Annotated in this window: 13 protein-coding genes and 2 pseudogenes; 4 read left to right on the top strand and 11 right to left on the bottom strand. The window is 28.2% G+C overall.

Going from position 1 to position 14,664, the window contains the following annotated elements:
- Nucleotides 1–211: 211 nt before the first annotated feature.
- The 4 genes from ACAM25_RS00705 to ACAM25_RS00720 form a co-directional block, all read right to left on the bottom strand.
- Nucleotides 212–604: a hypothetical protein gene (locus tag ACAM25_RS00705; RefSeq protein WP_369610441.1), complete on the bottom strand. Its 393-nt coding sequence runs from the start codon at nt 602–604 to the stop codon at nt 212–214.
- Between the two features lie 217 nt (nt 605–821).
- Nucleotides 822–1,169, bottom strand: coding sequence for a glycosyltransferase (locus ACAM25_RS00710; RefSeq protein ID WP_369610442.1), 348 nt, complete (start codon nt 1,167–1,169; stop codon nt 822–824).
- A 366-nt stretch (nt 1,170–1,535) separates the two neighbouring features.
- Complete coding sequence (locus ACAM25_RS00715; RefSeq protein ID WP_369610443.1) at nt 1,536–2,732, bottom strand: glycosyltransferase; 1,197 nt, start codon at nt 2,730–2,732, stop codon at nt 1,536–1,538.
- A 100-nt stretch (nt 2,733–2,832) separates the two neighbouring features.
- The gene (locus ACAM25_RS00720; protein ID WP_369610444.1) at nt 2,833–3,768 is read right to left on the bottom strand and encodes a glycosyltransferase family 4 protein; all 936 of its coding nucleotides are present in this window, start codon (nt 3,766–3,768) and stop codon (nt 2,833–2,835) included.
- A gap of 55 nt (nt 3,769–3,823) precedes the next feature.
- Here ACAM25_RS00720 and ACAM25_RS00725 point away from each other — a divergent pair, with 55 nt between their 5' ends.
- Together ACAM25_RS00725 and ACAM25_RS00730 are read left to right on the top strand one after the other, a co-directional pair.
- On the top strand, nt 3,824–5,233 hold the full coding sequence (locus tag ACAM25_RS00725; protein WP_369610445.1) for an oligosaccharide flippase family protein: 1,410 nt from the start codon (nt 3,824–3,826) through the stop codon (nt 5,231–5,233).
- A 158-nt stretch (nt 5,234–5,391) separates the two neighbouring features.
- Nucleotides 5,392–6,438, top strand: a complete 1,047-nt coding sequence (locus ACAM25_RS00730) for a glycosyltransferase family 2 protein (protein WP_369610446.1) — start codon at nt 5,392–5,394, stop codon at nt 6,436–6,438.
- 172 nt (nt 6,439–6,610) lie between these two features.
- Here ACAM25_RS00730 and ACAM25_RS00735 read toward each other — a convergent pair whose 3' ends face one another.
- Complete coding sequence (locus ACAM25_RS00735; RefSeq protein WP_369610447.1) at nt 6,611–7,243, bottom strand: hypothetical protein; 633 nt, start codon at nt 7,241–7,243, stop codon at nt 6,611–6,613.
- Between the two features lie 23 nt (nt 7,244–7,266).
- Nucleotides 7,267–7,440 carry a hypothetical protein gene (locus ACAM25_RS00740; protein WP_369610448.1) on the bottom strand — a complete coding sequence of 58 codons (174 nt, stop codon included), beginning with the start codon at nt 7,438–7,440 and terminating at the stop codon, nt 7,267–7,269.
- Nucleotides 7,441–8,051: 611 nt separating this feature from the next.
- Here ACAM25_RS00740 and ACAM25_RS00745 point away from each other — a divergent pair.
- Complete coding sequence (locus tag ACAM25_RS00745) at nt 8,052–8,777, top strand: class I SAM-dependent methyltransferase (protein WP_369610449.1); 726 nt, start codon at nt 8,052–8,054, stop codon at nt 8,775–8,777.
- A 76-nt stretch (nt 8,778–8,853) separates the two neighbouring features.
- A pseudogene (locus ACAM25_RS00750) lies at nt 8,854–9,408 on the top strand (glycosyltransferase); the annotation flags it as partial.
- Here ACAM25_RS00750 and ACAM25_RS00755 read toward each other — a convergent pair.
- The 5 genes and pseudogenes from ACAM25_RS00755 to ACAM25_RS00775 form a co-directional block, all read right to left on the bottom strand.
- Nucleotides 9,405–10,083: pseudogene (locus ACAM25_RS00755) on the bottom strand (IS6 family transposase). The pseudogenes ACAM25_RS00750 and ACAM25_RS00755 overlap by 4 nt on opposite strands.
- A 398-nt stretch (nt 10,084–10,481) precedes the next feature.
- The gene (locus ACAM25_RS00760) at nt 10,482–11,066 is read right to left on the bottom strand and encodes a hypothetical protein (protein ID WP_369610450.1); all 585 of its coding nucleotides are present in this window, start codon (nt 11,064–11,066) and stop codon (nt 10,482–10,484) included.
- 23 nt (nt 11,067–11,089) lie between these two features.
- Nucleotides 11,090–11,419 carry a hypothetical protein gene (locus ACAM25_RS00765; protein WP_369610451.1) on the bottom strand — a complete coding sequence of 110 codons (330 nt, stop codon included), beginning with the start codon at nt 11,417–11,419 and terminating at the stop codon, nt 11,090–11,092.
- A 931-nt stretch (nt 11,420–12,350) separates the two neighbouring features.
- Nucleotides 12,351–13,790 (bottom strand): hypothetical protein, encoded by a 1,440-nt coding sequence (locus ACAM25_RS00770; protein ID WP_369610452.1) that lies wholly within the window; start codon nt 13,788–13,790, stop codon nt 12,351–12,353.
- A 542-nt stretch (nt 13,791–14,332) separates the two neighbouring features.
- Nucleotides 14,333–14,605 carry a hypothetical protein gene (locus ACAM25_RS00775; RefSeq protein ID WP_369610453.1) on the bottom strand — a complete coding sequence of 91 codons (273 nt, stop codon included), beginning with the start codon at nt 14,603–14,605 and terminating at the stop codon, nt 14,333–14,335.
- Nucleotides 14,606–14,664 lie beyond the last annotated feature (59 nt).

Raw genomic sequence — 14,664 nt, forward strand, 5'->3', positions numbered from 1 at the left:
CAAAATAACTAATGACATTCTTTAAATTATAGGATATTATTTGATCTTAAGCTTAAGAATTTATGATAAAATAACAGTTCTTTAAAAACTTTATAAAATTTTTTATATATTTTTGATATTTATCTACGTTTTATATGCTGTAAATAAAACCCAGAAATACATTTATTAATTATAATCGCGTATAATGAATACTAAACCTATTGTTCTTAAGTTATATCGAACTATACCATTCATTAATATATTCTTCAGAAATTGCAAAGAAAATTAAATTTCCCATAACGAATGTTTTCAATAGTAATTTGCTTTGAATGAACTCTAATACATTAATTCTAATCTTCTTCTCTATTAGTTTGATAAAATTTTTATCATATACAAACTCTACATATTTATTTTCTGCATTATAATAATTTCTAATATCAGATAGCGTTTCCAATGCTTTTTTATGCATCAACATAAAATTATCAATTTCACCATTTTTCTCTTTACCTAATATTGTAGCTATCGTATAAGGAAAGATTACCAGTACTTTTTTTATAGTAGATAAATGTGAATTAACTTGTACGAAATCAAAATAGGAATAATTTCTAGCTCTTATGTAATCCACTAAATTTTTAAACATCCTAATGTAAAAATCAATTTTAGAGTTAGAATACCGTTTTTCCCTAGCTAATGAATATTCTTTTTTTCTATTTTCTAGATGCTGATTTTTGCAATTATTATGGGAAAAGTGTATCTAATAGGAACTCTACTTAAAAATTCGATATCTTCAGATGCATTATAATTTTTCCATCCTCCTAATTCTATTATTTTTTCCTTCTGTCCTATATATGACAATTGGGGTCCGTATATGAATATTTCAGAGATTTGTAAGTCGAGTATTTTGTGAAAATTTTCTTATATACACAGTCAAGATCTATGTATGCTGCTAATGAGTTATTCTGGCAGTGCTTGAGCGAATAGTCTCTACCTTTACCTCTAGTCGACTTAAGTCTATATAAGACTATGTTGTACTCTTTCTTCATCTCTTGTAACTTTTCCCAAGTACCATCTGTAGAATAATTATCAGTAATTATGATAGTATAATTAGGCTTCCAAACACTTTTAATAGAAGCCTCAACAGTATTAACATTATTAAAAACAGTACCATAAACACAAATAGAAGAGCTCATTTGGTTGATATAGTGAGATCTTTGTTTTAAAATTTTACTTTAAGAAATATCTAATGTTCTAAATATGATTTAAATTCACGTTAGATTTTCATCGGGAAAATAAGTCGGCTCTATGACTTAGTTAATTTTGAATATTTGAATATAACTTTTTACAATTGTTATTAATTATTTACTAAAATAATTTATTTTTTTAACATTTAGAGTTATAATGTGATTTTCATTACTTTTTATTCACTATCGTTGGAAATATCAAATTTTTATTAAGAGTACGTGTTTATAAACTATTTGGTCTTTGCCGATATAGTCTCGTTTCGCAAAAATTTCAGCGATTACAAGCATTATTATAAATCGAGATACACAAGAAAACTACTCTTCATTACTGCTTTCAATAACTTCTCTTATTGCATTAGCTACATTATCCCATGAAGAATGAAGCCTTACGAATTCTTCGACATTTTCATCAAAAAGATTGTATACGTTATTCATTTCTATTATCTCTTTTACTTTTTTATAAAGTGATGAAACATCAAATTCTTTAACAAATTTTACTGCTTGAAACTCATAGATTGATGCTAAAGATGGTAAATCATAAGTTACTACTGGCGTCCTAACCGCTAAAGCCTCTAGAATGGTTACGGAAAAACTTTCTTGGTGTGAAGGGGAAACCAGAACTTTAGCCCTTGATAATGTTTCAAATTTAGTCCTTTCATCTGGAGAACATATAACTTCTATTCCGTTTTTTCTAGCTAGCTCAATAGCACGTTTATCTTCTGGGTAACCCATAATCTTCATCTTTATCCTTTTCCCAATTTCAATTGCTTCGTAAATTCCTTTAGCATTATTAATTCTACCTAAAAATACAGCATAATCCTCTTTTCCTACATCTCTATATTTTAAAGCCTCTGTATTAAAAGCGTGAGGAGGAGAAATTACTTTAACGTTAAAATATTTACTAAGATTAGAATATTTTAGTACTCCTTTATTCATGACTCCTATAAAACTAGGCTTTAATCTCCTAGTTTTTTGAAGGAAAACATAATTTTGTAATCTTTGTGCTAAACAAAACTCTATAGCCGATTTCTTACTAAACCATATTTTTTCCCAAACAGAAACACACTTAAAGAAACTCTCTTTCTCTAAAAGAGTATTATGAGGATCAGTCATTAACAACATTCCAAATTTTCCGTTCGAAAGCTCACTCATTAATATAGATGACATTAATTGAAGCCTATAGTTGTGAGGAATGTATAGGAAATCAACAGAATCTACTTCTTTTTTGTACTCTGAAAGTAATTCTTTAGCTAAAGGAGAAAAAGAAAATAATTCTCTAGTTAAAGAGAATTTCTTCTTTTCCCTTTTATCCCATAAGGAGAAAAAAGAGGAAGGAATTTTCACATACTTATTAATTTCTGTATTAATTTCGTTATATGTAAAAGAAATAGTTGTAGGAAAATAATAGATCTTATAGTGAACTGAAAGTCTTTTAATTACTTCATGAACATGTTTTTCCGTACCAAATTTCTTAGAAAGTAGAGCATTACTATCAGCAATTCCTAGAATCATATTAGCTCACTCAAAGCTTTCTTTTCAATTTCAGATGCTTTCTCCCAATTTAAAGTTTTAGCAAATTCTCTACCTTCAATTCCTATATTTTTTCTTTTTTCTAGTCAACAAGTAGTTCAATAATTACTTGAACAAATTGATTTACATCATCAAACTTTACTTTAATGACTCCCTTTTTAAACCTTTCACTCCATGGCAAATCCCACGTAACTACTGGTAGGTATGAAGCTAAAGCTTCAGCTACAACCAAAGAATATCCTTCATAAAGAGAAGGAAAAACAAAAACCTTAGACTTAGCTAAAATCTCCCTTTTCTTCCTCTCTGATACAAAACCTAAATAAATAGAATTCTTTGGCAATTCTTTTCCCTCCCACTTTCTACCTAAAATACACAACTTATAATTTCCTTTTTTATTCACTAAATTCCAGATTGCAGAAAGATATTTTACTCCTTTCCTCTCACCATAATCTCCAATAAAAAGGCCATCACAAATTTTCTCTTCAGAAGTATAGTATTGATCCACATTAACTCCATTAGTTGATGTAACAATTTTTTTACCTGGGAAAAGCTTTTCTAACTCTTCTTTAACTTCTGGGTTATCTAAGCAAATAATCCCTTTACTTCTTGAAAACGCTAACTTCAATAAAAAGTAATAATTAGTATCTCCCCTAATTTCTTCCGTAACGTGATGCACAAATATTATTAGTGGTTTTCTAGCAAAAAGGGAAAGAAAATAAGAGTAAATAATACTTAAAGAGCACTCGGAATAACTTAGAATAACATCAACCTTTTTAGCTTGCTTCAAACACTGTACAAATCCCTTTAAATAATTAAAACGAGAAGTATTATAACTATTAACTAAGTGAAAATTAGACAGTAATACTTTAATCTCATCGTCAGCATAAGGTAAGGTATTACTATCTACACAAAGATAAACTTCGTCCTCTTTAAACCTACTATAAACCTCTAAAGTTCTCCTAGCAGCTCCAGTAAAATCTTTGCCAAATCTCATTGGAGGAGAAATGAGAATCTTCACAATATAAACAGTTCAAGAAAGATTTTAAAGTCTTTAAGAAAGAATAGAAAAATGAATGAATCCAATAATAAACGCATTGAAGAAATTAAGCGTTACAACAGTTAACATAATTGTAGTCCTCATATTCTTTATTATAACAGCAAAAATAACTAATCCTACATTCTTCGGTGAAGTATCTATTATTCAACTCTTAGAAGTTATATCAACGTCATTCTTTGCATTGCTTAGTAGTCAAATAATCGTTAGAGAAGTAAGTTACATGTATGCTAAAAAAGAGATAGATAAAAAATTCATAAGTACAGTTCTTCTTACTCCTTTATTTATATCTCCAGTATTTTTGGTTCTCTTATTTTTTCCGAATTACGTTAAGTTAGCAATACCTTATCTTGTTCTTTATCTTTATTCAAGTTACGCTGTAGGAATAATGCAAGGTTTGAATAGATATACAGAAGAAGCAATTTCCGGTATTATCTTTCTTATAGTAAGGTGGATAATCTCTATTATTGCAGTTTTAAATCAAAATATTTACCTTTTCATAGCTATATGGACTGCTGGAGGAATATTTTCATCAGTTTTTGACTCTTTTGTAATAGTAAGGGCAATAGGAGGTTTTCAATTTTCTTTCGATTTTTCTATTTTCAAAAAAATTTTCAGAGAAGGAATTAATTTGTATCTCTCTAGAATATCAGGCTTTTTAAGCGGACAAGGCGATAGGGTTACTACGTCTTATCTTTTGGGTTCATATTATTTAGGAATATATCAATTTGCTGCTTTAATAGCTAACGCACCAAACATGATTATAAGCGGATTAACCGGAGTTTTACTTCCCTCAGCTTCATACTATAAAGCATTAAATAAGGACGAATTGATTATATCACGACTTTCATTTAAAGTAACAGCCTTTCTAACTTTTATCCTGGTAATACTCTCACTACCAATTGCTTATTATATTATACCTAGGCTTTTTCCTGCATATCAAAGTGGAATTGAAGCAATGGTAATTTTACTATTGGCTATTACGCTTCCTCAGCCAATAATTATACTAACGAATTTTTTAATAGCATTTAAGAAAAGCTTAAGACCATTTCTTATTCTTTCCATAATTAATGCCTCTACTGTTCTTATTACTTCTTTTATACTTATTCCTAGAATAGGAATAATGGGAGGTGCAATATCTCAGCTAATTACCTCAGTTATTTCTTCTGCCTTTACACTATATTACGTCTTGAGCAATAGAGTATTTCATCCTACTCTAAAAGAAATTGGAGTTCTTTCATTTATACCTTTAATTTTCATTTATGAACTATTTGTTGATCCACCATTCTTTGATATAATTCTATTATTCATAGTAATTCTATTCTTTAAATTTACGAAAATATTTAGTGAACAAGAAAAAGACGTTATTTATCGTTTTCTTCCTTCACGTATCTCTTTTATAGGAAAAATCATGAAAATTCTTTTATAACCTTTGTAATATTTTCTCCGTAGAGTTCCAATTATGATTTTCAATGAACTTTAGAGCCTTGTATAATAAATTTAGATTTCTCACTTAATATTGTAAAATTATGGGAATTGAAAATAACTTGAAGATAATTTTAATAATTACTAGTTATAGGGTAGTGTGTGACCAGTCCTCCATTTATCACTGTACTTATTACTGCTCACGATAGAAGAGATTTTATATTTGATGCTATTAAATCTGTGATATCTCAAGATTTCCCCAGAGACAAATACGAGATCATCTTGGTAAAATATCAAATAGATAATGAGGAGGAAATAGATAGAAAATTAGAAAGCATGAAGATTAGAGTAATAAATACTAATGAAAAAAGCTTAGGTGCTAAAATTGCTCTGGGTGCAGAAGAAGCTAAAGGAGAAATCATAGCATTTTTAGAGGATGATGATTTATTTTTAGATGGAAAATTAAATAGAATATATGAAGTATTCAAAGATAATGAAATAGGGTTTTATCATAATGAAATGAGATTTGTAAATATTAATAATGAAGAAATAAAGGGAGAAACTAATTTTAGGAAAAGAATGATTTCTAGATTTAATATATATTTTAAAAATGACTTAATGATAAAAGATGTAAGTTTTTGGGAAAAAATACCTCAATTATCTACATCTATTTTTGCATTTAATAATAGTTCTATAAGTATAAGGAGAAATGTAATATGCAATTTTAGAAAAGTTTACAAATTAAGCAAATATAATTATTCCATAGATCATATCCATTTTCTGCTAAGTTTAGAGTACGGATATAAAAATGCTGTAGATAAGAAAACTTTTACCAATTATAGGGTTCATAGCTCCTCTACCATGAATAAAAAAGCTCAAAGCATTAATGAATATTTTGAGTATGCATTACATATAACAGAAAATCAGCTATATAATTTAGAATTAATAGAAAAATTTTATAAAGTAGAAAAAATTAATAAGTTATTAAATCTAATTAAAGAATGTATATATTTATCCATGCTGAATGAGGAGGATTTTTTAGGAGTGAAAACAGATATTAGAAAGAAGATATCTATTATACTTAATCTTATTTCAAAAAGTATGGACTATTTTTATTCTCCTGGCCAATTTCTTTCTTACTTATATATTCTTGCACCATTTTCAATCAGAAAATATATTTTTGAAAAATATATCATAAAAAAAATTTGATACTATTGCTTCCAATTCTTGATATCTATACGAAAATTAATTAATATAAATTAAAATATATTATTCAGAGAAGTTATTAGGTTTTAAGGAGGCTGAAAAGCTTTCTATAATAACCCTAACACCAACATTAATCCACAAAGAAAACCATAAGTATTACTTCAGTTAATACTTTTTACTTGTAGAATTTTTCATCGAATTTTTCTCGTTCGGACACTCTCATGTGATATTCTGGAAAAGATATGTTTATAGTAGTAGGTCTAAATACTCTAAGAGTTATTGAGTTTATGCTTCCATACCCAGATTTGTATAATTTACCATTAACGTAAACAGTATAATTAGCTGGAATTGAGGCAATAACTTGAAAAGATAAAGGTAAGACTATACCATTATCGGGTCTTACTCCAACATACCCAATACTATCCCAAGGAATTCCGGTATTATACTTGATTAAGTATGTTGATGAATTAATTGTAATAGAGTAAATACATACGGTAGAATTGACATTACGAAACACTACAGTATAATTACCAGAATTAAAAGTAGGTAATGTACTCAAAACTGGATTCCATCCATTTAGTTTATCTAGCCATAAAATTCCGCTCCACGCGACTAGTATCTCATAAGTACCTGGTTGACCATCAGGATCGGTTAGGCTAAAATTATTGCCATAAAGAACGATACCAGGATTTGCACCACCTATCCTTTCTCCGTAAAATGATACAATTATTTGCGTGGTATTACTAGCATTAATCTTATCTATCATCCAATATAATCCAAATCCTTGATAGGCTGTTTTCCCAGACATGTTTACAATTTTTGTTCCTGGAGTTATGTATTGAAAGTGTGTTGAGTTAAGTACTGATGATAAGAGTCCGAAGTTATTGTAAAGTTTTGTCCTATCATTACGGTCTTTGGATATGAGATGTATATTGTGTAACTAAAGGTTAATGGGGAAATAATTGTTATCATAAGGATAAGGATTAGCAATATTTTCATTAGCATAGGAGTTCTAGTTTCTTGTATTTTATAAAATTTATGAATAGTCTAAGGGGGAAATTTGTAGCCATGATATTCTCTTCATAATTTAACCATAATACAAAAAAGGAACTCATAAATAGAGATTTTTAACTACATGAATAAATATTTCTATTTATACTATTTTTTTCCTATAATTATAAAATTACCATATATTCAAAATAATTAAAAGTGAAAAACAATAAGTTAAGAGTTATTTACAGTATAATATTTTTCTAAGATTAATTTAAAATCTATTAGTTATTCTCTATTACGAATTTAATCAGACCTCTTTATTTCTTATTATTCAATTTTTAGGTTAATCTAGAAAAAATCATCTGAGTCATAAACATAATGATAAATTGGATATTGTTCCGTCTACATAAAAATTATCTAAAATTTTGTAGTTATAGGTGTACTGTAATCGTGAAGATATAAATTATTTCTAGAATATTTTTGCAAACTAATTAAAATCTTTTCTTTCAATCTTCATATAGAGAGCATAAATATATTAATTTTATACCTAAGTGACGACGTTATGAGCACACTCCATTCAGATTTCGTTAACTTTATATTCTAGCCTTAAGGCTTTTTAAGTAATGGAACGAGACCCAATAAAAGATTTTTACAAAACTCATTATGCAAAAATTATGCTTACTAATCACATGAGACATAGAATTAGTTTAACACTCGATAGTATCAAAAAATTTTCTTCATCTTTCGATAATATCCTAGAAATAGGTTGCGGAACTGGTGAGAACTTAGCCTTTTATAAAGATCAGTTTAAATTTAAAAATGCATATTGTATAGAAATTTCTGAAGAAGCTTATAATTCAATCAAAGAGAAAGGAATTATGCCTTTTATAAAAGATGTAAACAAAGATGATATACCGCTTGATAATAATATAATAGACGTAGTTATATTTCAAGAAGTAATAGAACACTTATACAACTCAGATTTAGTAATGAAAGAGATATATAGGGTTCTTAGGAAAAACGGAATTTTAATACTTAGCACTCCAAATCTTTCATCATGGATAAATAGGCTAGTGTTACTGTTTGGTTATCAACCCTTCTCTCATGATGTATCTTTTATTGCTGGTTTTGGTAGAATAAAATTTAAAGAACAAACCAATGGTCATATTAAATCTTTCACTTTGAAAGCTATGAAAGAGTACCTAACCTACTTTGGATATAATATACTTGAAGTTAAAGGGGTAGAAGCTGATGGAGCAGGTAATAAACTTATAGAGACATTAGATAAATTTTTCTCTCACTTCCCTTCATTAGCTCCACATATGTTTATCGTAGCTAGAAAACAGTAATTTTAACTTAACAAATTTAGCTTATAGTAATGGTAATGCTTTTGACAAAAAGTTATTAGAATATAGGACAAAATCAAAAGAAGACTATGTAGTCTTTTATGCTAGGTTATATAAAATTAAAGGACTTCTGGAAATACCTTATATTTTAAGGAAAATTAAAGATAAGGTAAAAGACGTTAAACTTTATATTTTTGGAAAGTTTTGGGACGAGGAGGATAAAAATAAATTTTTTAAGTTACTTAAAGTTTTTAACCTAGAAGATAACATAGAATATTTAGGATTTATATCTAAAGAGGAAAAATATAAGTTAGTTAGTAGAGCTAGAGCTTTAATATATCCTACTCATATTGATTCTTTCTCCCTAGTCATTTTAGAGTCTTTAGCTCTTGGAACACCAGTAATCTCTTATAATTTACCCGGACCTTATAGTGTATATAAAGATTTACCGACTGTAAAGTTTGTAAAAGAATTTGACATTAAAGGAATGGCTGAAGAAACCATAAAAATTCTAAAAATGAAAGACGAAGAGTACTTTAACTTAATATACAATGATAAAGTAAACGAGTTTCTGGAATTACATAAGGGATGGGATAAGGTAGGAGCAGAAATATATCATTATCTAAATTCTTAAAATTTTATGCTACCGAGTGTGTAAGACAATTTCTTTATATTATATGTAAGATTGTATATTAAGAAGTATGTATTGAACCACGATGTTATACATTGCTTACTTGAATTCCATGGGAAGTGATAATCCATAATTGAAAGCCTATGTTTAACACTCCTAAACATTTGCTCAATCAAATTCCGTAACCCGAAAATTACATGATCGTGGTTTATACCAAGCCTTTATAAGAAATTGTATGCTGGTAAACCATCGTATAATCATCAAGTTCCTTACCTAAAGTCTTAATTTCAATGTTTCTAACATAGATAAACATAATTATTACATCTAAACCACTCCTAACCTCAGTCAACATAAAATAAACAATAATACCAGTTTTAACATCCTTGACGGCCTACTAAATATACATCCTTCCCCTAACAAGAAGAATCTTAGTCTCATCAACAGCATAAAACCAGACAACTGAAGAGAAGAGAAAGAAAAGCTACCACCCAACCTACTCTAATAATAATGTAACGTACTCTTAGGAATCCTAAACCTCCTCAAGGATAATATCAAGTAGTATGAAGCTTAAACCCTTAGCAATAATCCTCAAATCCAAAAACCTAGGAGGAAAAACCCTATTAAAAACCAAAAAATAACTTGAGGCAAGAGGGGAACAGTCAACTTAAAACTAGTCATTTATGTTCCCCAGAAATACCCTTCTTGTCCCACTATAAAGTATTACCACAAAAAATTTCTAACAATTTATCAAAATTATTGGACACACTCGTTTGTGAAAGTTATTTCAGATAATATTATGCGCCGATACTAAACTATAACTTAAAATTTCTAAGTTATTTTGGTGATTACTTTGAGAATCTAGAATTTTAAGAATTAATAGATATTAAATACATTTCAAAAATTGTATTTATTTTACTTAAAAATTATCTATCTCAAACGAAAAAATTTAGAGGACCTAAATACTTAGTAACTGTTATAGTAAATATTTGAACATAATCTACTAAATGTAAATACAATCTCTGATTTGATATTATCACCTTAATAAGTAGAGAATACCAAATGAAAGCAATACATGATTATGTTTTCTTTTTTACTTTTGTCGATTCTCTCCAAATGGATAATCCTATAACTATTATAGTAATAACTATTAAAGCCACTTGAGTAATAGGGAATTTCATTTGGATATTAGCATTATCACTAGGAGATATTGTAACTATCTTATATACATGATATTGTGGGAACGTTATATTTACTGTAGTGGTAGAGTAAACTCTTAATGTAATATTTGACATACCATTAGTAAAGCCAGACGTGTAATATTTACCATTAATATATATGACATATTTACTAGAGATAGCTCCTTTTTCAATAAAAGACAATGGTAATATAGTATCTGTATCTGTACGAATTCCCACGTAACCTATACTATTCCAAGGTATTCCAGTATTATATTTGATAAGGTATTCAGTTGAATTAACATAAATTGAGTAAACACAAACCGAAGAATTCACTTTTTTAAACAAAACAGTATAATTTCCAGAGTAAAAACTCGGTAATGTTGATATTACTGAATACCAACCATTTAGTTTAACTAACCATAATATACCACGCCATGAAGTTAGAATTTCATAAGTACCAGGTTGGCCATCTGGTTGAGTCAAACTAAAATTATAACTATAAAGTACTATGCCGGGGCACCAGTAAGGGTTCCTACTACTGTGCCTATGAATGTTACAATTAATTCACTAGAATTACTTACGTTTACCTTGTCAGCTAGCCAATATTCTAGAAATCCTTCATATGCTGTCTTTCCCGAGACGTTAACTATCTTCGTTCCGGGTGTCATAAATTGAAAGTTTGTTGAATTTATTACTGTAGAAAGAAGACCGAAAGTTATTGTAAAATTTTGACCAATATAAACACTTTTTGGATATGAAACGTAAATTGCATAAGCTGATGTTATTGGAGTAATCGCAATAATAATAAGCAAGAGAATTAGAACAATTTTTTCCATGAATAGTAAAGTAACTCTCAACTTTTAAAATTTATCAGAAAATTGGATTTACTCTCATTGTTAAATTTATCGGCTACTTGGTGTTATTGATGATCCAGTAATTAGTAAGTTCAAAAAGAAGGTAAGAATAGAATCACCTTTTATAGTAAATACGAAAAGGAAGTAGAAATTTTAGTTAATAAACTGAAAAGTTACGGTTTTAAAAGCATAAGAATTTATAAGTATAATTGTGGAGTTTATGATTCACATTACCATGGAATATTAGAGGGGTTTGAGTCTCATCGAATTTCTATTTATTCTCTACTTCTGGATTTCATCGAAGTCGCGGATTAAACAGTTTCTAGCAAGACTAAGGCTGAAATATACAAGAAAACAGCAAAGAAAACTTTGAAAGAGTTAGGAGAAGGAGAGTTATAAGGTTTTGTGATGATTTGTGCTTCCAATTCTTGTTCATAAGGTTAAATAGCTAGCAGATTATTATTTCATATAGATTTCTATATGTAGTCAAAAATTTATCCAGAGGCATTTCACATAAAGATTGAGTGTAAATAAATTTGGTTAAAAAGGGAAGATGAAAGAGACGCTTACTATAAATATGAATTTTAACAAAATAATATTAATTAAGCAATTAGAGTAAGATATAAAAAGTAATCAAGAAATAAAAGGTAGATAAGAATTAGAGAGAAGGAAAAACTGAGGAAGAATGCACTATAAATACGTATATTCTTTGACAATTTACTAAAAAGATTAAGGAACAAGGGGAAACGTTACATATTGAGTGAACTGATTAGTTTATGATTTTCTAAGCTAGACTAAGGTCACGAGCTAGTTTTTTCTTAAAAAGAACTGAGTTTTAAAATAATGTTGATGTTAAACTGTTTATGGTAACAAATTTTCGTCTTTATATATCTAACTGCTAAAATAGAAAAGTCTAAGGAATATTATTTAAAATTCTACTTAAACCATTACCGCCTGGATAAACATTATCAATGAAAATTATTCCATTCATGTTAAGAGTATGGGAAATTTGATATAGAGATGCAACTATCATTTTCCTAGGCCTAAATATACACTGATAAGGTTTTATTTGTGTATCTATTTGGCTTTGCCAGTACTGGAATTCCCAATTTTTACATTCAATAATTGTCTCAACATTTAGTGAAGAGTTCATTAGGTCATTACAGTCTTTTACTCCCTTTAAGATCACAATATCTGGCCTTAATGGTGTTCTTTGACTTATATTAATACATTGAGATGCCCGTTGACGAAAGCTATCAAGCCATGATGGTCTATGACGATACCATAAAATCCCTCCACACATAGTACTTTCTTCCATGTCAAATTCGTACCAGAGTGAATAAATTTCATTCTCGTATTCAAATACTCCAATTGGAATATAAGGACTTTGAGAAAAATTTAAGGAATATTGCCTTAACATTCCTTGGTTTGCTAAATAACGTAATATTTCTAAAGTTATCCAAACTTGGTGGATTTCTTTTGTCAGTACTTCTAATGAATTCTGCCTAGTATTAGAACTATCTGGAATTAAGTATGAAAGAGGAAAATTAGTATTATAATTAATTTGTCTTTCTGACAATGGAGGTAATTTATAAAACATATTGGAATTAGATAAAGATAAAAAGAAATTTAGTAAGTTTACTATATTTCTAATCATGGGTAAGTAATAAGTGTTCCACTCGTTTTTTACAAACAATTTCTCTCGTGTAGTTAGCCATGTGAAATTAAAATTGTTAAGATAAGAAATTGGGACTTGTTGATAATTTCTATATAAAGGGCTAACCAAGAGTTCCTCAGCGGGGTATACGTATATATCTCTAAACAATCCACTATTTGAAGCATTAACTTCAATTACTCTTTTTCCATAAATCCTCTTCAAGTCTACGATGTAAGTAATATTGGTACCATTTCTAGTTGAGGAAATTGCAAAACGTGATATATGATACAATGAATTGCCATCAATAACAAAGTGGTAATTACTTGATTTTGAAATTCCTTGATGAGATTCAAATACCTCGACCTTTAATACTGGCAGTATTTGTAATAATTGTTTGAAACTAGATATTACTCCTATCACACTATTTTTGGAGTCATACAAATTATACAATATCCATTTAATAATTTCAAATAATCTTATTAACTGATTTTTATTATCATCATAAATATTATAAATGTGCAAAGCTATTTGTTGAGGTAAGTATTGAGATATAATTTGGTATATAGGAACTAAACTAAATGGTTGCTCAATTTGCTTCAATAAAGATTCTATTTGATTTAAGGAAATATTATTATTGTAAAGTTGTATTGCAAATTGAGTTGCTAAATCAAATTCATTAGGTATTCCGAAAGACACAATACATATTTATTAAATACAATATATATTTTTTTATTACTTGTTTAAGTTTCTGAGTACGTGAAAGAATAGTATATAAAAATAATTTTCTCATGTTTTCATCTTCATTTTTTAAATTGTTTCCAATACATTGCAAAATGTTATTATTTTCCTTAGAGAAACAATTTTCCATTATATCTAAGGGGAGAGTCTTTTTAGCTATTTCAAGAATTAAAGAAAGTGATTTGCAATTGCCTTGAAGAAATGCTGTTACTATAAGTTATCTTTGGATTTGAAGTACCAAAATACAACTCCTTTAGATACATTATTATTGATAGAATAAAAATGAATTAAAATCGATAGTCTACAAATACTACACACAGCATAGAGATATCAATTTTATCCTTTATTATTAAAATAATCAGTATTCCTACAAAAAAATTAGACTATCTTTCTCCTTTTTTAATTAACATACGATATTTAGAAGTTTTTAATGAAAAGTTTTCAGAAATAAAAAAGAAAGAATATAAGAATTTACAATTAAAATAAAATAAAAAAGAAATTTATAATAGCTTATGTTCATATAATACTTTTGGTATCATTGGAGTTACTTTCCAAGTTATGTTAAATTGCTTTGCCGTATTCATTAATGTGTCAATACTATCTACATCCCATTCACAAATTGCAGTCTTAGCTTCTTCTGATACGCTTACTTTATCTAACTTCATTCCTTTCGGCAATTTTTTCTCTTTTGCTAAAGACACTACTTGATTTATTAATTTTATTGCATCATCTTTTTGATTATCTTCCCATTGATGTACGATTATTACTTTCATAATAATAAATATGAAGAACACCTATTAATTCTTATCGTCAACAGATATTTACTGTTATA

It is taken from the genome of Sulfurisphaera javensis (assembly GCF_041154675.1).
GTDB lineage: Archaea > Thermoproteota > Thermoprotei_A > Sulfolobales > Sulfolobaceae > Sulfurisphaera > Sulfurisphaera javensis.